Genomic DNA, 18763 nt, shown 5'->3' with positions numbered 1-18763 from the left:
GCTTGGTCAAGCGTGGCCCGCCTCGCTGTCCAGATGGGCCATCTGCGCGGCGGCGTAGCGCTCGCCGGCCGCGGCGCCCTTCGGCACCGCGCGTTCGATGGCTGCGAGATCGTCCGCGCTCAAGGCAACACCGAGCGAGCCCAGCGCTTCCTGCAACCGCGTGCGCTGCCGCGCACCCACCAGCGGCACGATGTCTTCGCCCTGCGCCGCCACCCATGCAATGGCAATCTGAGCGACCGTCACGCCCTTGGCGTCCGCGATCTTGCGCAGCGCATCGACCAGCGCCAGGTTGCGCTCGACGTTCTCGCCCTGGAAGCGCGGGCTGTGCGCGCGAAAGTCCGTGGCGCCCGCGCCCTCTTTCTTCCAGTGTCCGCTGATCAGCCCGCGCGACAGCACGCCATACGCCGTGATGCCGATGCCCAGCTCGCGGCAGGTCGCAAGAATGTCGTCCTCGATGCCGCGCGAGATCAGCGAATACTCGATCTGCAGGTCGGCAATCGGGTGCACCGCCGCCGCCTTGCGAATGGTGTGCGAGCCCACTTCCGAGAGCCCGATGTGCCGCACGTAGCCGGCCTTCACCATGTCGGCAATGGCGCCCACGGTGTCTTCGATCGGCACGTTCGAGTCGAGCCGCGCCGGGCGGTAAATGTCGATATGGTCCACACCCAGCCGCTGCAGCGAATAGACCAGGAAGTTCTTCACCGCTTCGGGCCGCGCGTCGTAGCCGCTCCAGCCGCCGGCCGGATCGCGCAGGGCACCGAATTTCACGCTGACCAGGGCCGCGTCGCGCTGCGAGCCCTTGAGGCCCTTGAGTGCTTCGCCGATCAGCATTTCGTTGTGGCCGCCGCCGTAGAAGTCGCCGGTGTCGAGCAGCGTGATGCCCGCGTCCATGGCGGCATGAATGGTGGCGATGCTTTCGGTGCGGTCCGAGGGGCCGTACAGCGCCGACATGCCCATGCAGCCGAGGCCGATGGCGGAAACCTTCGGGCCCCTGGCCCCGAGTTGACGTGTGTTCATTGCGCTTCCTTTCGTTGAAGGCCGCAAGCGGTTGCAAGCGGTATGGCGGTAGTCTGGAAGAAAGAACCTCGTTCGATAATCCGCCCAGCACCGCACGAGCTGTGCAAAAAACCGCACAATCCGACACCATGACCGATCCCGACCTTTCGGACCTCGGCGCCTTCGTGGCGGTGACGCGGGCGAGCGGCTTTCGCGGTGCCGCCGCGCTGCGCGGGGTGTCGCCCTCCTCGCTCAGCGAAGCCATGCGCCGGCTCGAGGCGCAGCTGGGCGTGCGGCTTTTGAACCGCACCACGCGCAGCGTCACGCCCACCGAGGCCGGCCAGCGGCTGCTGGAACGCATCGCGCCGGCGCTCGACGACATCTCGGGCGCGCTCGACACGCTCAACAGCTTTCGCGACAGCCCCACCGGCACGCTGCGGCTCAACGTGCCGACCATCGTGACGCAGCGCGTGCTGCCGCCACTGGCCAGCCGATTCCTGGCCGCGCACCCCGGCATCACGCTGGAGGTGACGACCAACGACACCTTCATCGACGTGCTCGCAGCCGGCTTCGACGCCGGCATTCGCTACGACGAGAGCATTGCGCGCGACATGATTGCCGTGCCGCTAGGCCCGCGCGTGCAGCGCTTCGTGGCCGCCGGGTCACCGCGCTACCTGGCGGCGCACGGCACGCCCAGGCACCCGACCGACCTGCTGCAGCACGCCTGCATCGGTCACCGCTTTCCGAGCGGCGTGCTCGCGGCCTGGGGCTTCGTGCGCAAGGGCAAGACCGTCCGCATCACGCCGAGCGGGCCGCTGGTGGCGTCGATGATCGATCTCGAATTGCATGCGGCCGAGTCGGGCCTTGGGCTCATCTACACCTTCGACGAGTACCTGCGCCCGTCGCTCGACAGCGGCGCGCTGGTACCGGTGCTGGAGGATTGGTGGCAGAGCTTCTCAGGCCCGTTTCTCTACTACCCGAGCCGCACGCACATGCCGGCGCCGCTGCGCGCCTTCGTTGACTTTCTGAAGAACGAGGCGAAACACTGAGGCGCAAACGGCGGGCGGCCAAGGGCCGCGCCATCACTCACGCGTCATCGTCAGCGTCGTTGCCCGTGAGGGACAGCACTTGTTCGACGAAGGCCTCGAACAGCGGCAGCGCGGCGGGCAATCCATCGAACGACTCCGCCTCGCCGGCATCGAAGAAAAGCGGCTTGTCGGCCGGCAGCGCCACCCATTCCCCGGCTTCGAACAGCAGGCCCAGGTAGCCGTCCTGCGTGGGCAGGTAGACAAGCGCCGCGCGGTCGAGCACCTGCTGCCCTTGCGGCGCGGCTTCGCGGCCCCAGGCCACGCCCTGCCGAGCCAGGTGCTCGTTGATCCAGCCGTCGCACACATGCGTGTCGCGCCAGTTTCCTTCGGTGTCGAAAACAGCGAGCACGGGCATGGGCGTCCTTTTGCTTGAGAGTTATTGCAGGAAGCTGGGCTTGGCATAGCCCTGGAACTTGGTGTCGACCACGGCCTTGAAGTCCTTCGAATGGTAGGCCTCCACAATGTCCTTGGCCCAGGCAGTGTTCTTGTCAGCGCTCTTCACGGCCACCACATTGAGGTAGTGGTCGGGCGTCTTCTCCAGCACCACCGCCTCGCTGAGCTTCAGGCCCGACGAGATCGCGAAGTTGCCGTTGACGATGGCGTATTCGGTGTCGCCCAGGGAGCGCGGCAGCTGCGCGGCTTCGAGCGGAATGAACTTGAGCTTCTTCGGGTTCTCGGCCACATCTTTTTCAGACGCGCGCAGCGGATCGACGCCGGACTTGATGGTGATGAGCTTGTTCTGCTCCAGGAGCATCAGCGCGCGAGCCAGATTGCTCGGATCGTTTGGCAACGTGAAGCGGTCGCCTTCCTTCAGTTCGGCCAGCGACTTGCGCTTGGTGGAGTACACGCCCAGCGGCGCGATAGGGCCTTGCACCAGCTCCGCGAGGTCGAGCTTCTGGTCGGTCGAGAACTTCTTCAGGTAGACCTGGTGCTGGAAGAAATTGGCATCGAGCGAACCCTGCGCAAGTGCGAGGTTGGGCTGCACGTAGTCGTTGAACTCGACCAGTTTCACCTTGTAGCCCTTCTTCTCGAGGATGGGCACGATGCCGGCCTTGAGCTGGTCGATGTTGGAGCCGGCGGTGCCACCGATGACGAGGTTCTTCTTGGCTTCCTGGGCCTGTGCCAGCGAAAGCCCGCCGAACGACAGGGCAACCAGGGACAAGGCGAGGACGGAACGGCGCAGCAGTGCGGTTTTCATGAGATCAAAAAAGTAAGGGAACAAAAATTCAACGCTTGTCCAGCCTGCGCGCCGTGGTGTTGCCCACGAATTGCAGGATCTGTACCAGCACCACGAGCAGCGCCACGGTGAGCACCATCACGTCGGTCTGGAAGCGGTAGTAGCCGTAGCGAATGGCCAGGTCGCCGATGCCGCCGCCGCCCACCACGCCGGCAATGGCCGAGTAGGAGAGAAAGCTCACCGCAAGCACCGTGAGCGCCAGCACCAGGCCCGAGCGCGCCTCCACCACCAGCACGCGCCAGACGATCTGCAGCTCCGACGCGCCCATGGCGTGCGCCGCCTCGATCACGCCGCGCGGCACTTCGCGCAGGCATTGGTCGACCAGCCGCGCAAAGTACGGAATGGCCGCGAACGACAGCGGCACCGCCGCCGCCAGCGGGCCGATGGAGGTGCCCGCAATCACGCGCGTGAATGGCACCAGCGCCACCAGCAAAATGATGAAAGGAAACGACCGCACGGTGTTCACGATCCAGTTGAGCACCAGGAACGCCGGCTTGTTTTCGAGCGACTGACCCGGCCCCAGCAGGAAAAGCAGAATGCCCAGCGGCCCGCCGATGAGCACCGCGGCCGAGAGGCCGATAGCCAGCATCAAAAAGGTCTGGCCGGTGGCGGTCCAGAGCTCCGGGAGGATGGGGGCGATGTTCTCAAACATAGGCCACCTCCTCTGGGTTGCGCCGCAACGCCTGCGGTCGCGGCTCGACGGGTTCGCGCGCCTCGCGTTCGCGGCGTCGCACCAGTTCGTCGATCTCGCGGCCCAATGCCGTCTGGCGCTCTTCGCTCGGCGCATCGAGCACCGCGAACTGCTCGACCAGCCGGCCCTTCTCCAGGATTGCCACGTTGCGGCACAGCACTTCGACCACCGAGAGCTCATGCGTCACGATGACGATCGTCACGCCGATCTTCTGGTTGATGTCGCGCAGCGTTTCGAGCAGCGCGCGCGTGGTTTCCGTGTCGAGCGCCGAGGTGGGCTCGTCGCACAGCAGCACCTGCGGCCGCGGCGCCAACGCGCGTGCAATGGCCACGCGCTGCTTCTGCCCGCCCGAGAGCTGCGCCGGGTAGGTGTCGATCTTCTCGGCCAGGCCCACCAGCGCCAGGCACTCGCGCACCCGCGCATCGATCTCGGCACGCGAATGGCGGCCGTGGATCTTCAGCGGGAAGGCCACGTTGTCGAACACCGTGGCGTTCTGCAGCAGGTTGAACTGCTGAAAGATCATGCCGATGTTCTGGCGCGTGTCGCGCAGCTCGCGGCGCGAGAGCGTGGTGAGGTCGCGCCCGCCGACGAAGACCTTGCCCGCATCGGGCCGCTCCAGCAGGTTGATGAGGCGCAGCAGGGTCGACTTGCCCGCGCCGCTCTTGCCGATCAGGCCGAACACATCGCCATGGTGGATGTCGAGCGAGAGCGACTGCACTGCGTCGAACACCTCGCCGCTGGGAAGTGCGAATGATTTCTGCACCGATTGAAGACGGATCACGGGCTGCGCGTTGCCGCGGCCCGCGCCGGAGGAAGGGTTGCTCATAAAAAAGGCAGCGGCGGGCGTGGAGCCGACCGCGAAGGTTCGCAAAAAGGGGCCGAGTATGAAAACAAAGGCACCGAAAAGGAACGAACAAATCGTCGCGTGCTTATTCGATAAATCGCATAAGACCCCACACACATGATCGAGCGATGCCATATCGATATGCGCATTCGTTCGTTCCCAAGTGCGCCGGGCAATGCCACATTCGCGCCTTCATTTTTTTGATTTCGCGCCACACAACATGCACACCAATTTCCGCCGCCGCTCCCTCGCCTTTGCAACGCTGGCCGTCGCCCTTTTTTCCGGCAGCAGCGCCGCGCTCGCGCAAGACAAGAACACCGTCAAGGTCGGCGTCTCCGTCGGCAGCGCCGAGCAGGTGTTCGAAGTGGTGAAGAAGGTGGCCGCGAAAGACGGCCTGAACATCCAGCTGGTGGTGTTCAACGACTACCAGCTGCCCAACGCGGCGTTGGCTTCGGGTGACCTGGACGCCAACGCCTTTCAGCACCAGCCCTTTCTGGACAACCAGAACAAGGCGCGCGGTTTCGACATCGTGCCCGTGGGCCTGACCATCACCGCGCCGCTGGGCTTCTACTCGCGCAAGATCAAGTCGATCGACCAGCTGCCCGAGGGCGCATCGGTTGGCATCCAGAACGACCCGTCGAACGGCAACCGCGCGCTGCTGCTGCTGCAGTCGGCCGGCCTCATCACCCTGAAGCCCGAAGCCGTGAAGAACAACACCGCCACGCCGCTAGATGTGGTGAGCAACCCCAAGAAGCTGAAACTGGTAGCGCTGGATGCGGCCCAACTGCCCCGCTCGCTCGACGACCTGGTCATTGCCGCCATCAACAACGACTACGCCGAGAAGGCCGGGCTTTCACTCAACAAGGACGCGGTCATCAAGGAATCGGCCAAGAGCCCATACGCCAACCTGATCGCCGTGCGCCGCGCCGACAAGGACAGGCCCTGGGCCAAGCGCTTGGTGGCGGCGTACCAGTCGGCGGAGGTGAAGAGCTTCATCGAAACGCAGTTCAAGGGCTCGCTGGTCCCGGCATTTTGAGTTTTTCTTTCTCCCTCCCCCTCTGGGGGAGGGTTGGGGTGGGGGCAAGCGGTGCATCCAATGGGCGCCCTGCCCGCCCCATCCCAGCCTTCCCCCAGAGGGGGAAGGAGCAATACAAGGGACTTCCGGGGCGGGTAATCGGTCCATGAGAAAATGTGCGGTTTCCCCCCGAACACAGTCAGGACACCCCATGGACGCAGAACAAATCAACCAAATCGGCGCAACCCTCACGGACCTGAGCGCCCGGACGGCCGATTTACGGAGGTATCTTTGACTACGATGCCAAATCCGAACGCCTGAGGACGGTCAACGCATCGCTCGAAGACCCTAACGTCTGGAACGACCCGAAGAAGGCCCAGGAGCTGGGCCGCGAGAAGAAATCGCTCGACGACGTCGTCGTGACGCTCGACCGCCTCACCAGCGGACTCTCGGACAACTCCGAGCTGTACGAGATGTCGAAGGAAGAAGGCGACATGGACGGCTTGCAGTCCATTGCCGATGACGCCGCCGCGCTCGAAGCCGACATCAAGCAGCTGGAATTCCGCCGGATGTTCAACAACCCGGCCGATCCGCTCAACGCCTTTGTCGACATTCAAGCCGGCGCGGGCGGCACCGAGGCCTGCGACTGGGCCAGCATGCTGCTGCGCCAGTACCTGAAGTACGCCGAGCGCAAGGGCTTCAAGACGCAGATCGAAGACGAAACCCCGGGCGATACCGCCGGCATCAAGGGCGCGACCATCAAGGTGGAAGGCGACTACGCCTTTGGCCTCTTGCGCACCGAAACCGGCGTGCATCGCCTTGTGCGCAAGTCGCCGTTCGATTCGTCGGGTGGCCGGCACACCAGCTTTGCATCGATCTTTGTCTACCCGGAAATCGACGACTCCATCGAGATCGAGATCAACCCGTCAGACGTGCGCACCGACACTTTCCGCGCTTCGGGCGCGGGCGGCCAGCACATCAACAAGACCGACTCGGCCGTGCGTTTGACGCACATCCCGACCGGCATCGTGGTGCAGTGCCAGGACGGCCGCAGCCAGCACAGCAACCGCGACGTGGCGTGGAAGCGCCTGCGCTCGCGCCTGTACGACCACGAGATGCGCAAGCGCCAGGAAGAGCAGCAAAAGCTCGAGGACAGCAAGACCGACGTGGGTTGGGGCCACCAGATCCGCAGCTACGTGCTGGACAACAGCCGCATCAAGGACCTGCGCACCAACGTCGAAGTGTCAGCCACGCAAAAGGTGCTCGACGGCGACCTGGACGTGTTCATCGAAGCATCGCTGAAGCAAGGCGTGTAATCGATGAGCCTCACGCACGACAAGGTCGAAGCCTTCATCTTCGACATGGACGGCACGATGATCGACTCCATGCCTTGGCATGCGCGCTCGTGGGTGGAGTTTGTGGCCCGCCATGGGCTCAAGCTGGACGTGACCGACATTCTTGCGCGCACCACGGGCCGCACCGGCACCGAGTGCATGCGCGAGCTGTTCGAGCGCGATCTTTCCGACGCCGAGTGCCAAACCCTGGTGCACGAAAAAGAAGAAATCTACCGCGCCATGTTCAGCGACAACTTCACCGAGGTAGCAGGCTTCACCGCCTTTGCCAAGGCCGCCGTGGCGCGCGGCCTGAAGGTGGCCGTGGGCACGGCGGGCGACAAACACAACATCGAGTTTGCGATGTCGCGCCTGAAGATGGACCCATTGCCGCTCGCCATTGTGGGCGGCGACGAAGGCTTTGCCGGCAAGCCCACGCCCGAGATTTTTCTGGAGGCTGCGCGCCGCATTGGCGTGGCGCCCGAGCGCTGCATCGTGTTTGAAGATGCGCCCTTCGGTATCGAGGCCGCACGCCGCGGCGGCATGCGTGCCGTGGCCGTGTGCAGCACCCATTCCGCCGCCGAGCTTGCCGGCCCCCATGTGATTGCCGCGGTTCGCGACTACGACGAACTCGCCCATTCGAACTTTCTGGAGACACTCGATGCTGCTGCAGCGTGACGCCCAAGGGCAACCGATTGCCATTCGCCGCGAAGACTATGCCGCTCCGGCCTTCTGGATCGACACCGTCGACCTGACCTTCGACCTGGACCCCGCCAAGACCCGCGTGCTCAACCGCATGCAACTGCGCCGCAACCCCGACGCGCCGGCCCAGCCGCTGCGCCTGGACGGCGATGAGCTGAACCTGGCGCGCGTGCTAGTCAACGGACAGGGCGCATCCTTCCGCATGGAAGGCGACCAGCTCGTGCTGGACGGCCTGCCGTCCGCCGAAGAAGGGGCCTTCGAACTCGAGATCTTCACCACCTGCTGCCCCATCAAGAACACCAAGTTGATGGGCCTGTTCGTGAGTGAAGACACCTTCTTCACGCAGTGCGAGGCCGAAGGCTTCCGCCGGATCACCTACTTCCTCGACCGTCCGGACGTGATGGCGATGTACACCGTGACGCTGCGCGCCAACAAGGCCGCGTATCCGGTGCTGCTGTCGAACGGCAACCTGGTCGAGCAAGGCGAGCTGCCCGAAGGCCGCCACTTTGCCAAGTGGGTCGACCCCTTCAGGAAGCCCTGCTACCTGTTCGCGCTGGTGGCCGGCAAGCTGGTGGCGCGCGAGCAGCGCATTACCGCGCGCAACGGCAAGGAGCACTTGCTGCAGGTGTACGTGCGCGCCGGCGACCTCGACAAGACCGAGCATGCGATGAACTCGCTGGTCAACTCCGTGCTGTGGGACGAAGCCCGCTTTGGCCTGCCGCTGGACCTGGACCGCTTCATGATTGTTGCGACCAGCGACTTCAACATGGGCGCCATGGAGAACAAGGGCCTGAACATCTTCAACACGAAGTACGTTCTGGCCAACCAGGCCACCGCCACCGACGCCGACTACAGCAACATCGAAAGCGTGGTCGGCCATGAGTACTTTCATAACTGGAGCGGCGACCGCGTGACCTGCCGCGACTGGTTCCAGCTGTCGCTCAAAGAAGGCCTCACCGTCTTCCGCGACCAGGAGTTCAGCCAGGATTTGTGCGCCGACGCCTCGGCCCGCGCCGTGAAGCGCATCGAAGACGTGCGCGTGCTGCGCACTGCACAGTTCCCTGAAGACGCCGGCCCCATGGCTCACCCGGTGCGGCCCGACAGCTACATCGAGATCAGCAACTTCTACACCGTCACCATCTATGAAAAGGGTGCCGAGGTAGTGCGCATGATGCAGACGCTGGTCGGCCGCAAGGGCTTTGAAAAGGGCATCACCCTCTACTTTGAACGCCACGACGGCCAGGCCGTGACCTGCGACGATTTTGCGCAAGCCATTGCCGACGCCAACCCCGATTCGGAACTGTCTCGCTTGCTGCCGCAGTTCAAGCGCTGGTACAGCCAGGCCGGCACGCCGCGCCTTGCCGCCCACGGCGTGTACGACGCGCAGAACCGCAGCTATACGCTGAGCATCGTGCAGAGCTGCCCGCCCACGCCCGGCCAGGCGACCAAGGAACCCTTTGTCATTCCGGTGAACATTGGTTTGCTCGACGCCAGCGGACGCGAACTGCCGATGCAGCTCGAAGGCGAAGAGCGCATCACGCACGGCACACGCACGCTGGTGCTTTCGCGCGCCGGCGAGCAGATCACCTTTGTGGGCCTGGACGCCGAGCCCGTGCCGTCGATCTTGCGCGGCTTCAGCGCACCGGTGATCCTGGACTTCGAATACACCGACGCCCAGCTGCTCACCCTGCTGGCCAACGACCCCGATCCGTTCAACCGCTGGGAAGCCGGCCAGCGCCTGGGCCTGCGCGCCGCGCTGCAGGGCATTGCGGCGCTGGCGACCGACATCACCCCGGTGCTGAACGACGCCTACATCGACGCCATGCGCAGCGTGCTGCGCAACCCCAAGCTCGATGCCGCCTTCAAGGAGCTGGTGCTTACGCTGCCGTCGGAAACCTACATTGCCGAGCAGCTCGACGTAGTCGACCCGCAGCGCGTGCACCTGGTGCGCGATGCCATGCGTGCCCAGCTGGCCAGCGCCCTCTTCTCCGACTGGCAACAGGTCTACGAAGAGAACCACGACACCGGCGCTTACACGCCCGACCCGACCTCTTCTGGCCGACGCGCGCTGGCCGGCATGGCGCTCAACTTCTTGTGCCTGGCGGCGCGCTCATCGGGCGACACCGTGTGGCCCGGCAAGACCCTGCAGCGTTTCAAGGATGCCGGCAACATGACCGACCGCTTCAACGCGCTCAACGCGCTGGTGTCGTCAGGCCACACTCTGGCCGCACAGGCGCTCGCGCGCTTCCACGCCATCTTCAAGGACGAGGCGCTGGTCATCGACAAATGGTTCTCGCTGCAGGCCGGTGCGCCCGACCGCGGCGGCGACATCTTGCCGCTGGTCAAGCAGCTGATGAAGCACCCGGACTTCTCCATCAAGAACCCGAACCGCGCCCGCAGCGTAATCTTCAGCTACTGCAGCGCCAACCCCGGAGCATTCCATCGCCCCGATGCGGCCGGCTACGTGTTCTGGAGCGAGCGCGTCATCGAGCTGGACGCCATCAACCCCCAGGTGGCCGCTCGCCTTGCCCGCGCCCTCGACCGCTGGAGCAAGTTGGCCGAGCCCTACCGCAGCGCCGCGCGCGAAGCCATCGCCCGCGTGGCCGCCAAGCCCGACCTGAGCAAGGACACCCACGAAGTCGTTACCCGCGCCCTGGCCGGTAACTAACCAAGGAACACAGAAAGCACATGGCTCAACAACAGAAGATCTCCCTTACCCGCTATCTCGTCGAACAGCAACGCGCCGACGGCCTCATTCCCGGCCAGCTGCGCCTCTTGCTCGAAGTGGTTGCCCGTGCCTGCAAGAGCATCAGCCAGGCCGTCAACAAGGGCGCGCTGGGCGGCGTGCTCGGCACTGCCGAAAGCGAGAACGTGCAGGGCGAGATCCAGAAGAAGCTGGACATCATCGCCAACGAAGTGCTCATTGAAGCGAACGAATGGGGCGGTCACCTCGCGGCCATGGCCAGCGAAGAAATGGACAGCATCTACGTGGTGCCCAACCGCTACCCGCAGGGCGAATACCTGCTCATGTTCGACCCGCTAGACGGCAGCAGCAACATCGACGTGAACGTGAGCATTGGCACCATCTTCAGCGTGCTGAAGAAGCCCGACGACACCCCCGGCGTGCAGGAAGCCGACTTTCTGCAGGCCGGCACCCAGCAAGTGGCCGCGGGCTACTGTATCTACGGCCCACAGACCACCCTGGTGCTTACCGTGGGCAACGGCGTGGCCATGTTCACGCTCGACCGCGAGCAAGGCAGCTTCGTGCTCACGCAGGAAGACATCCAGATTCCGGCGGACACCAAAGAATTTGCCATCAACATGAGCAACATGCGCCATTGGGACGAGCCCATGACGCGCTACATCGAAGAATGCCTGGCCGGCAAGGACGGCCCCCGCGGCAAAGACTTCAACATGCGCTGGATTGCCAGCATGGTGGCCGACGTGCACCGCATCCTGATGCGCGGCGGCGTCTTCATGTACCCGTGGGACAAGCGCGAGCCCGAAAAGGCCGGCAAGCTGCGCCTGATGTACGAGGCCAACCCCATGAGCTGGCTCGTCGAGCAGGCCGGCGGCGCGGCCACCAACGGCAAGCAGCGCATCCTCGACCTGCAGCCCACCAAACTGCACGAGCGCGTGAGCGTGATGTTGGGTTCGCGTAACGAAGTCGAGCGTTTGACGCAGTACCACGCCGAAAAGGCCTGAAGCTCTTGCTATAATCGCGGGCTTAGCCGGTGTAGCTCAGTCGGTAGAGCAGCTCATTCGTAATGAGAAGGTCGGGTGTTCGATTCATCTCTCCGGCACCAAATAGAGGGGACAGGCTGTCATGGCCTGTCCCCTTTTCGCTGTCACAGTCGTTGCGAGCAAATAGTTGAAGCGAAGCGACTACGTCGCGAACGTCGCCTAGCCGATGACCGGCGGTAGGCGTTACGTTCATGATTTGTGATCCGGATGCGACTTACGCGTCGCCGATCTGCCTAGGTGTCTGGGGCAAAACAGGGCCTCTCGCCGTCGCTATGATCAGAGTTCCTCGCTGTTTTCACGACCTATTTAGGCGACGTAAGACATGGACACGCTTACTCCAGCGAAGCGTTCTGCGTTAATGAGCAGGATCCGCAGCAAGGATACCAAGCCAGAACTAGCAGTCCGCTCAATCCTTCACGGCTTAGGCTATCGTTTCCGACTGCACCGGAAGGACTTGCCAGGCCACCCCGATATTGTTTTACCCCGGCATCGAAAGATCATCCTCGTTCAAGGATGTTTTTGGCATGGCCATACCTGCCGACGCGCCTCCAAGCCGAAGTCCAACGAGAGCTACTGGAGCACAAAGATTAGCGGCAACAAAGCGCGAGATGCACGAAACCGCATTGCGCTCGAACAACAGGGCTGGACGGTACTCGAAGTGTGGGAATGCGAGGTTCGGCAAGCAGAAAACCTGCTAACGACCTTGAAGGCATTCATGGAGAACTCGAAGCTCTGACTTGCGCGCGCATCACTCCAGCGAACGTTGAGCAGGCTCCCAATGAGCCATGTCAATGGCTGCATGCCTGCAACCTAACTTACTCAAAAACTGAGCCGCGCTATCCAGCGTCCGAAACCGTCGAACGTGGCCGCGTTTAGCCTGAAGAAGTCGCTGCGTTAGTCCAGCGCCAATCAACACCACATAGGTGTCGCTCTCCGCCGAAATCGTCACGTCGACGCTTGCCCCGACGCTAAGCATCTCCTTGAGCGACTCCCCTTTAATCAAAGTGTCTGTTGCCATGAGAAATGCCCGCTGATACACACAGTTTACTTCACTTGCCCAGAAAAGCCAACTTGGACCCCCAAAAAAGCCCTTTCGGGCTCTGCACTTGCTGCTCTTGGTCTACACTGGCAGAATCAACAGTATCGGCCCGACGGGCCGCGAAGGACTGCGAGAACCTTGCTATGACGCTCCGCGTTGCTTCTTTTTTCGCCGGAATCGGCGGCTTCGACCTTGGCTTTGAACGTGCTGGCATGAAAGTCGTCTGGCAGTGCGAGGTCGAACCCTTCTGCCAGAAAATTCTCCGCCAACATTGGCCGCACGTTCCGCTAGCCACAGACATTACAAAGGTGACACCTGATGAAATCCCAGATGCCGATGTTTGGGTCGGAGGATTCCCCTGCCAAGACGTCTCAGTCGCCCGCATGGGTCCGCGAAACGGACTTCGCGGAAAAAAATCGGGGCTCTTCTACGACTACGCAAAGCTTATTGAAAGCCGCCGCCCCCCTGTTGTCGTTATCGAAAACGTACCAGGTCTCCTCTCTTCCCACGGAGGACGAGACTTCGGAATCGTTATTCGCACGCTGGCCAACCTCGGGTATGGTGTGGCATGGCGAGTGCTTAACAGCCGGTACTTCGGAGTCCCCCAATCTCGCCAAAGAGTCTTTATTGTTGCCACTCATCGAGACCCAGAACTTGCCGGACAAATACTTTTTGAGTCCGAATGCAGCGAAGGGAGCAATTCGCCGAGCGGATCAAATGGGGAGAAGCCTGTTTCCCCCTTTAAGACAAGCTATGGAGATCCTGTCAAAGGCCCCGTCGTCCAAGGACTAGCGTACTGCTTGTACGCCTGCTCGGCGCGGCATACCGGCACTGATTGGAGCCGCACATACGTATCCTACCCGTCCGGACGGGTACGCCGGCTAACACCAATCGAATCAGAGCGCATTCAAGGCTTTCCCGATAATTGGACGCTGCCCTTGACTTTTGATGAGGACTCGGAACGAATTGAATCGAAGCGATACCATGCGGCGGGCAACGCCGTTACGGTTAACGTTGTCGAATGGATTGGTCATCGCGTGGCCGCAGCGCTCGCTGCACGCACCGCGAAATACAATGCGGCAAAGCGTGCCGCAGCGAGGAAACGTTCAGAAACTCCGCCTCGCAGACGGCCAGAAGGTGTGCCCCGGAATCGACTAGAAATTGACCCGCATGTCCTCGTACAGCAGGTTTAAGAACTGAGGGCGGGGCCAGTCATTTGGATCATCAGGAAGGCGCTGTTTATTGATTGGTCCTGCAACGGCGGCAAGGCTTTCCAGTACAGCCGGATCTGAAGCGAATGCATCAAGTGCGAGTTGCGTGACTACTATAGAGTAGCCCACGCCCTCATCAAATTTGAGGGCAAGCAGATATTGGTCGAAAGCCCAGTGATGCAACTTGCACAGACATAGTCCGTTACCCACCACATCTGCCTCGTAATGCGCCCATGCGGCAATGTGAGCCGCATCGATTCCTGGAACACGCACATCTGGCGAGACAAGTCGAAGCCCGCAAAACAGGCACGTTGACTTATAGGCTTTGCGCACCGCAGATCTGAATTTTGTTGACTCGGGACCTCGGTCCTTTTGCATTCTCCATCTATCTGCGACTCTGCGCCGCATTACCAGGTCTTCCGGATCGATATCGGAAATAGGTGGAATCTCGACCGTTGGCTGCGATCGCAATAGATCTAGCAAAAGAGGGACCGGATCCTCCCCTCGGATTAAGACAATATCGCTTTCCTCAGCAGCGGCCTCGGTGGCCGAAATTATCTCGGCCACGATCCTCTCGGTGGATGCACTTACCCGCCTAGTAGAAATAACGTCCGCCTGATGAGCATGGAGGGCTTTTGCTACGCGCGGCGGCAGTTTTTCGGCACCAGCATAGAGGCGGAGAATGCTCTGTATACGATTCGGAAAATCGATTTGATGTGTCAGTGTGTCGTTCAAGCAATCAATCGCGCGAAGTTGCAGGATTGCAGAAGCATCAACAAACTTAGCGGACGACACTTCCACGCGCCTCATGACATAGCGCCCCGCAAGTACCACAGGCTGCCCGCCAAGAAGTTGAGTTTCATCCCGGATCGATTGCGGCATAAGAAGCAGCGCTTCGATCTGTCGATGAATGTGAATGCCTTTGCCTTTCTCAATCATCCGCAAGCGAGGTTTACCCCCCTGCGACTGCAGCCAGATGCCGGTAGAAAGTTGACCGAGACTTGACTGAGTGTCAATAAGCAGCGGCTTATCGATCAGAGCGCTTGTTGCGACACTATCGACAGAACCTGCGAGCTCATATTCGCCGCGCCCAGAACTGGTCCGCTTGAGAATCTCCATCTTTAATGGCCCTCCGACGCTGAAAACAGCTCTCGAAGGGGTGTCTCTAAGCCGACCGCGATGGCAGCAACAACGGTTAGGGTGGGATTGCGAACGCCCCTCTCAACGCCGCTAACATAGGTGCGATCGATACCGCATCGCGCGCCGAGTTCTTCTTGAGACCACCCTCGGGCTAGGCGGAGTTCGCGCACACGCAGCCCGAACTGCTGATTTGGGGTTAGTTTTTTCTTCACAGGACTGAACTGTGAAATTATGCTGACGATCAGTCTACGGACAATGAGTCACACTCTGCTTCGACCACAGCCCTCGTCGGCAGTAGGTACCCGCTAGTCGGTCTCGAACATTCGTCACGCGCCTACTCAACGAACGGGGCCATCCCGCCATCGTCCAAGATCCGCTTCGACTTGCAGCACTTCACGCTCACGGGCAAACCCAATATACCTTCTAGCCCATATCCAGTACCATGTCTGCAGCGATATGCTTTTCAAAGACAATCCTAGCGCGAAGAAAAGGCAGAGGAATTCTCTGAGATTTCAAGCACCGCAAAAATTTATACAAATGCTGCAGAAATTTCTTAGATAGGAAAGACGTTGAAATTCAACGAGACTGAAATCGCGCAAATTTTCGGTCATGAAGCAGCAGAGGATGAAGATCTTGATCGATTGCGTGCATACTATTTTAAAAGCAACGTCTTTGATCAAGTTGCCAATGATCTGCCACTTCGCGTACTAGTTGGACACAAAGGAATCGGGAAATCCGCGTTATTCCACGTGGCGATCGCAGAAGAGCAAAACGCCGGGAAACTGTCTATTCTAGTAAAACCAGACGACATTGCAGGCATCGGCGACAAAGAAGAAGATTTTCTAAAACTTATCAGGGAATGGAAGGTCGGAATAATCGAAATAATTGCAAAGAAGGCAATTTCATCGTTCGGCCTACCATATGACGGATGGCGAGAGAATTTAAATTCTTACGGTGGAAAATTTATTGAATTCCTTCAAAGCACGTTCAAAACAGAAAAATATCTAAATTTATCTGCGGCAAAAAAAGGAATAGTTGAGCAATTTCTAAAGAACGGGAGAATTTACGTTTACCTCGATGACCTTGATCGCGGATGGGAAGGTCAGAAGAAAGACATTCGAAAAATCTCTGCACTGATAAACGCTATCAGAGATATTTCCTCTGACAGCAAAGGGGTGTCTTTTCGCGTTAGCTTGCGGTCAGATGTGTACTATCTTGTCCGCACTTCGGATGAGTCTACAGACAAAATAGAGGGCTCCGTTGTTTGGCACTCTTGGACCAATCACGAAATTCTTGCGATGCTCGCGAAACGGGTAGAGCAATACTTCGGCCGAACGCATGACGCTGAAACGCTAATTCGCTCGAATCAAAAAGATCTCGCAAAAATGTTGGATCCGGTGATGATGCCAATATTCGAAGGCAAAGGAAATTGGGCAGGAATTCCGACCCATAGAATGCTAATGTCTCTCATCCGGAAAAGGCCTCGTGATCTAGTGAAGCTCTGCACGCTAGCTGCCAGAAAGGCAGCTGAGAAGAAAGATGAGAGAATTTCAACAGAGCACTTCAATGCAATCTTCGAAGAATACTCGCAAGGTCGCCTTCAAGATACGATCAATGAATATCGATCCGAGCTTCCAGAGGTGGAGCGCCTTCTGTTCGGAATGAAGCCCTCAAGAAAAGATAAAAAAGCAATCACGAGCTATTCCTATACCACTGAAGCATTGCTAAAGAAAATAGAAAACGTAATGCAGTCAGGCACATTTCGTTTTGCAGGAGGCAAAATAGCTGAGCGCAAAGCACTCGCAGCGTTCATGTACAAAATCAATTTTTTAACTGCGAGGAAAGAAATTGGAAAATTCATTGACCGCCGCTACTTCGAAGAAAGCCGCTACCTATCCCATCAGTTTGCGGATTTTGGTTTTGACTGGGAAATGCATCCAGCCTATCGATGGGCACTTCAGCCAGAGAATCTGAGTGACGTGTTCGCTCAGATGAACCCCAGCATCGAGTAAGTAGCAGCCACCCCTTTTTCTAGTCTCGCAACTGCGCCGCGACGATGCGTCGATGTAAGGAGTGGGGCGCGCCTGCTGCGCAGCTTTCGGCAACCCGCCATCCCAGACAAACAACTTCGGCGTCGATAGCATGTTCGCCCACGCCATGCGCAGAGACCACGACCCAGCCAGAAGGCACCGGCCCGAGCGATGTCGCCGTCTCTTCGTTTTTTGGCCGACCATCTTGAGCGATGGTGCACACAGGAGTCCGGTCGGGGCGTGGATCGCGGGCGTGTGCGAGTTAGTGAATTCCGCCGCTGAAACCATATCGCTGCCTCTGGCCGATGTGACTTCTGGCGCCAGTGATCCTCTTAGGAGCAGAGATCAGGGAACCATCAAGCGCCGCGACTCGTGAACTGGCTGCGGACTCGGACTGGGAGGCCTCAGCGCAAGCATCTATGAAAAGCCCGCGGTGGTTCAAGTTCTCCGACGGCACGTCAGCGCAGCTGGTCGAAACGCGTTGCTGACTTGAGGCGTGCGGACAACCTCCAATGAGAGTTGCTTGCTGCAAACTGCTCGAACCACCTCATCCTCTGGAGCCCGCATGGCGCCTTCATCTCCTCTTGCTGCCCCGCACCCCCACTACGACCGCCTCATCGCCGCAGCCCGCGCCCTCCCTCCCCTGCGCGTCGCAGTCGTCCACCCAGCCAACGCCGTCTCCCTCGAAGCGGCCCTAGCTTCAGCCGCACTGGGCCTCATCGCCCCCACGCTCATCGGCCCGCGCGCAAAGATCGAAGCCGCAGCACGCGAGGCCGGTGCAGACCTCTCCAACATCCCCATCGTCGACGCCCCCCACAGCCACGCCGCAGCCGATGCCGCCGTAGCCATGGCCTTGCGCGGCGAGGTCGATGCGTTGATGAAGGGCAGCCTGCACACCGACGAGCTGATGGGCGCGGTGGTGCGGCGCGAGGGCGGGCTGCGCACGTCGCGGCGCATCAGTCACTGCTTCGTGATGGACATTCCGGGCCACTCGCAGCCGCTGATCATTTCAGACGCGGCGATCAACATCGCGCCCACGCTCGAAGAAAAAGTCGACATCGTGCAGAACGCGATCGACCTTGCGCATGCGCTGCAGATGCCTGCCGTGCGGGTGGCAATTCTCTCGGCCACGGAAACGGTCAACACCAAGGTGCCCTCCACGCTCGACGCGGCCGTGCTGTGCAAGATGGCTGACCGCGGGCAGATCACCGGCGCGCAGCTCGACGGGCCGCTGGCCATGGACAACGCCATCGACGCCGAGGCGGCGCGCATCAAGGGCATCTCATCGGTGGCGGGCCGCGCCAATGTGCTGATCGTGCCCAGCATGGACGCGGGCAACATGCTGGCGAAGAGCCTCACCTTCCTGGGCGGGGCCTATGCGGCGGGCATTGTGCTGGGCACCCGGGTGCCGGTGATCCTGACGAGCCGGGCCGACTCGGAGCCGGCGCGGCTGGCCTCGTGCGCGGCGCCTTCGATGCTGGCCAAGGCCGCTCGCAAACGCCTCATCAAGACGTCGGACCGAGAAATCCCGCACGTTGCAAATCTGAAACAAAAGAACTAAACCTTGTATGCCAATGTGGCGGTAATCCACCATAGGTAGTTCTCCGAAACAGAAGACCACAAAGCGCACGCGCCAAGTGGCCGCGGAAAGCGCATCATCGCCATGGACGGACCCTCGGTTCAGACTGTGCGAGG

The 18763-nt window shown here is 60.8% G+C and carries 18 protein-coding genes and 1 tRNA gene; 11 read left to right on the top strand and 8 right to left on the bottom strand.

The genetic code is table 11. From position 1 onward, the window contains the following. Positions 1-6: 6 nt before the first annotated feature. Entirely contained in the window at positions 7-1017 is a 1011-nt protein-coding gene (locus ASC78_RS16600; protein WP_055803229.1) for an aldo/keto reductase, read from the bottom strand. Positions 1018-1145: 128 nt separating this feature from the next. Between ASC78_RS16600 and ASC78_RS16595 the strand changes: the two genes are divergently transcribed. After that, a complete protein-coding gene (locus ASC78_RS16595) occupies positions 1146-2045 on the top strand; it encodes a LysR family transcriptional regulator (RefSeq protein WP_055803226.1) in 900 nt (299 codons plus the stop codon). Positions 2046-2082: 37 nt separating this feature from the next. On the opposite strand, the gene ASC78_RS16590 is transcribed toward ASC78_RS16595, so the two are convergent. Genes ASC78_RS16590 through ASC78_RS16575 form a run of 4 tightly spaced genes read right to left on the bottom strand, consistent with a single transcriptional unit; the run spans position 2083 to position 4838 of the window. After that, positions 2083-2439 (bottom strand): hypothetical protein, encoded by a 357-nt coding sequence (locus ASC78_RS16590; RefSeq protein WP_055803223.1) that lies wholly within the window; start codon positions 2437-2439, stop codon positions 2083-2085. Positions 2440-2460: 21 nt separating this feature from the next. Continuing rightward, positions 2461-3282, bottom strand: coding sequence for a MetQ/NlpA family ABC transporter substrate-binding protein (locus tag ASC78_RS16585; RefSeq protein WP_055803220.1), 822 nt, complete (start codon positions 3280-3282; stop codon positions 2461-2463). 28 nt (positions 3283-3310) lie between these two features. Continuing rightward, on the bottom strand, positions 3311-3973 hold the full coding sequence (locus tag ASC78_RS16580; protein ID WP_055803217.1) for a methionine ABC transporter permease: 663 nt from the start codon (positions 3971-3973) through the stop codon (positions 3311-3313). Beyond that, entirely contained in the window at positions 3966-4838 is an 873-nt protein-coding gene (locus ASC78_RS16575; RefSeq protein ID WP_055803213.1) for a methionine ABC transporter ATP-binding protein, read from the bottom strand. Before ASC78_RS16575 ends, ASC78_RS16580 begins: the two co-directional genes overlap by 8 nt. Before the next feature lie 238 nt (positions 4839-5076). Here ASC78_RS16575 and ASC78_RS16570 point away from each other — a divergent pair, with 238 nt between their 5' ends. From ASC78_RS16570 to ASC78_RS27120, 7 genes are all read left to right on the top strand, one after another. Next, the gene (locus ASC78_RS16570; protein ID WP_055803470.1) at positions 5077-5892 is read left to right on the top strand and encodes a MetQ/NlpA family ABC transporter substrate-binding protein; all 816 of its coding nucleotides are present in this window, start codon (positions 5077-5079) and stop codon (positions 5890-5892) included. 190 nt (positions 5893-6082) lie between these two features. Further along, positions 6083-7187, top strand: a protein-coding gene (gene prfB, locus ASC78_RS16565) for a peptide chain release factor 2 (protein ID WP_139188741.1) whose coding sequence is annotated in 2 segments (ribosomal slippage) — positions 6083-6163 and positions 6165-7187 — 1104 coding nt in all. Because the reading frame shifts where the segments join, the coding sequence is not laid out codon by codon here. A 3-nt stretch (positions 7188-7190) separates the two neighbouring features. Next, positions 7191-7880, top strand: coding sequence for an HAD family hydrolase (locus ASC78_RS16560; RefSeq protein ID WP_055803210.1), 690 nt, complete (start codon positions 7191-7193; stop codon positions 7878-7880). Further along, positions 7864-10572 (top strand): aminopeptidase N, encoded by a 2709-nt coding sequence (gene pepN, locus ASC78_RS16555; protein ID WP_055803205.1) that lies wholly within the window; start codon positions 7864-7866, stop codon positions 10570-10572. Before ASC78_RS16560 ends, pepN begins: the two co-directional genes overlap by 17 nt. A 20-nt stretch (positions 10573-10592) precedes the next feature. Continuing rightward, positions 10593-11609 (top strand): class 1 fructose-bisphosphatase, encoded by a 1017-nt coding sequence (locus ASC78_RS16550; protein ID WP_055803202.1) that lies wholly within the window; start codon positions 10593-10595, stop codon positions 11607-11609. A gap of 25 nt (positions 11610-11634) precedes the next feature. Continuing rightward, positions 11635-11710 (top strand) — tRNA-Thr (locus ASC78_RS16545). Positions 11711-11970: 260 nt separating this feature from the next. Beyond that, the gene (locus ASC78_RS27120) at positions 11971-12384 is read left to right on the top strand and encodes a very short patch repair endonuclease (protein WP_082517562.1); all 414 of its coding nucleotides are present in this window, start codon (positions 11971-11973) and stop codon (positions 12382-12384) included. A gap of 12 nt (positions 12385-12396) precedes the next feature. Here ASC78_RS27120 and ASC78_RS16540 read toward each other — a convergent pair whose 3' ends face one another. Beyond that, positions 12397-12666, bottom strand: a complete 270-nt coding sequence (locus ASC78_RS16540) for a hypothetical protein (RefSeq protein ID WP_028259222.1) — start codon at positions 12664-12666, stop codon at positions 12397-12399. A 164-nt stretch (positions 12667-12830) separates the two neighbouring features. Between ASC78_RS16540 and ASC78_RS27115 the strand changes: the two genes are divergently transcribed. Further along, positions 12831-13880 carry a DNA cytosine methyltransferase gene (locus ASC78_RS27115; RefSeq protein ID WP_082517561.1) on the top strand — a complete coding sequence of 350 codons (1050 nt, stop codon included), beginning with the start codon at positions 12831-12833 and terminating at the stop codon, positions 13878-13880. Here ASC78_RS27115 and ASC78_RS27110 read toward each other — a convergent pair. After that, on the bottom strand, positions 13842-15017 hold the full coding sequence (locus ASC78_RS27110) for an HNH endonuclease (protein ID WP_082517560.1): 1176 nt from the start codon (positions 15015-15017) through the stop codon (positions 13842-13844). The two genes, ASC78_RS27115 and ASC78_RS27110, sit on opposite strands and share 39 nt — an antisense overlap. A gap of 2 nt (positions 15018-15019) precedes the next feature. Further along, positions 15020-15250, bottom strand: a complete 231-nt coding sequence (locus tag ASC78_RS27105) for a helix-turn-helix domain-containing protein (protein ID WP_082517559.1) — start codon at positions 15248-15250, stop codon at positions 15020-15022. Between the two features lie 357 nt (positions 15251-15607). Between ASC78_RS27105 and ASC78_RS16530 the strand changes: the two genes are divergently transcribed. Then, a complete protein-coding gene (locus ASC78_RS16530) occupies positions 15608-17050 on the top strand; it encodes a P-loop ATPase, Sll1717 family (RefSeq protein WP_055803197.1) in 1443 nt (480 codons plus the stop codon). A gap of 583 nt (positions 17051-17633) precedes the next feature. Continuing rightward, on the top strand, positions 17634-18629 hold the full coding sequence (locus tag ASC78_RS16525) for a bifunctional enoyl-CoA hydratase/phosphate acetyltransferase (protein WP_055803195.1): 996 nt from the start codon (positions 17634-17636) through the stop codon (positions 18627-18629). Positions 18630-18763: the final 134 nt, after the last annotated feature.

It is taken from the genome of Variovorax sp. Root318D1, from assembly GCF_001424835.1.
Taxonomy (GTDB): Bacteria; Pseudomonadota; Gammaproteobacteria; order Burkholderiales; family Burkholderiaceae_C; genus Variovorax.
Note: the sequence above shows the minus strand (reverse complement) of the source record. Positions and strands in the feature narration are given on the sequence as shown.

Coding starts and splice junctions, on each gene's coding strand:
- ASC78_RS16600 (WP_055803229.1), bottom strand. CDS start 1,017: ATGAACACACGTCAACTCGGGGCCAGGGGCCCGAAGGTTTCCGCCATC.
- ASC78_RS16595 (WP_055803226.1), top strand. CDS start 1,146: ATGACCGATCCCGACCTTTCGGACCTCGGCGCCTTCGTGGCGGTGACG.
- ASC78_RS16590 (WP_055803223.1), bottom strand. CDS start 2,439: ATGCCCGTGCTCGCTGTTTTCGACACCGAAGGAAACTGGCGCGACACG.
- ASC78_RS16585 (WP_055803220.1), bottom strand. CDS start 3,282: ATGAAAACCGCACTGCTGCGCCGTTCCGTCCTCGCCTTGTCCCTGGTT.
- ASC78_RS16580 (WP_055803217.1), bottom strand. CDS start 3,973: ATGTTTGAGAACATCGCCCCCATCCTCCCGGAGCTCTGGACCGCCACC.
- ASC78_RS16575 (WP_055803213.1), bottom strand. CDS start 4,838: ATGAGCAACCCTTCCTCCGGCGCGGGCCGCGGCAACGCGCAGCCCGTG.
- ASC78_RS16570 (WP_055803470.1), top strand. CDS start 5,077: ATGCACACCAATTTCCGCCGCCGCTCCCTCGCCTTTGCAACGCTGGCC.
- ASC78_RS16560 (WP_055803210.1), top strand. CDS start 7,191: ATGAGCCTCACGCACGACAAGGTCGAAGCCTTCATCTTCGACATGGAC.
- pepN (WP_055803205.1), top strand. CDS start 7,864: ATGCTGCTGCAGCGTGACGCCCAAGGGCAACCGATTGCCATTCGCCGC.
- ASC78_RS16550 (WP_055803202.1), top strand. CDS start 10,593: ATGGCTCAACAACAGAAGATCTCCCTTACCCGCTATCTCGTCGAACAG.
- ASC78_RS27120 (WP_082517562.1), top strand. CDS start 11,971: ATGGACACGCTTACTCCAGCGAAGCGTTCTGCGTTAATGAGCAGGATC.
- ASC78_RS16540 (WP_028259222.1), bottom strand. CDS start 12,666: ATGGCAACAGACACTTTGATTAAAGGGGAGTCGCTCAAGGAGATGCTT.
- ASC78_RS27115 (WP_082517561.1), top strand. CDS start 12,831: ATGACGCTCCGCGTTGCTTCTTTTTTCGCCGGAATCGGCGGCTTCGAC.
- ASC78_RS27110 (WP_082517560.1), bottom strand. CDS start 15,017: ATGGAGATTCTCAAGCGGACCAGTTCTGGGCGCGGCGAATATGAGCTC.
- ASC78_RS16525 (WP_055803195.1), top strand. CDS start 17,634: ATGGCGCCTTCATCTCCTCTTGCTGCCCCGCACCCCCACTACGACCGC.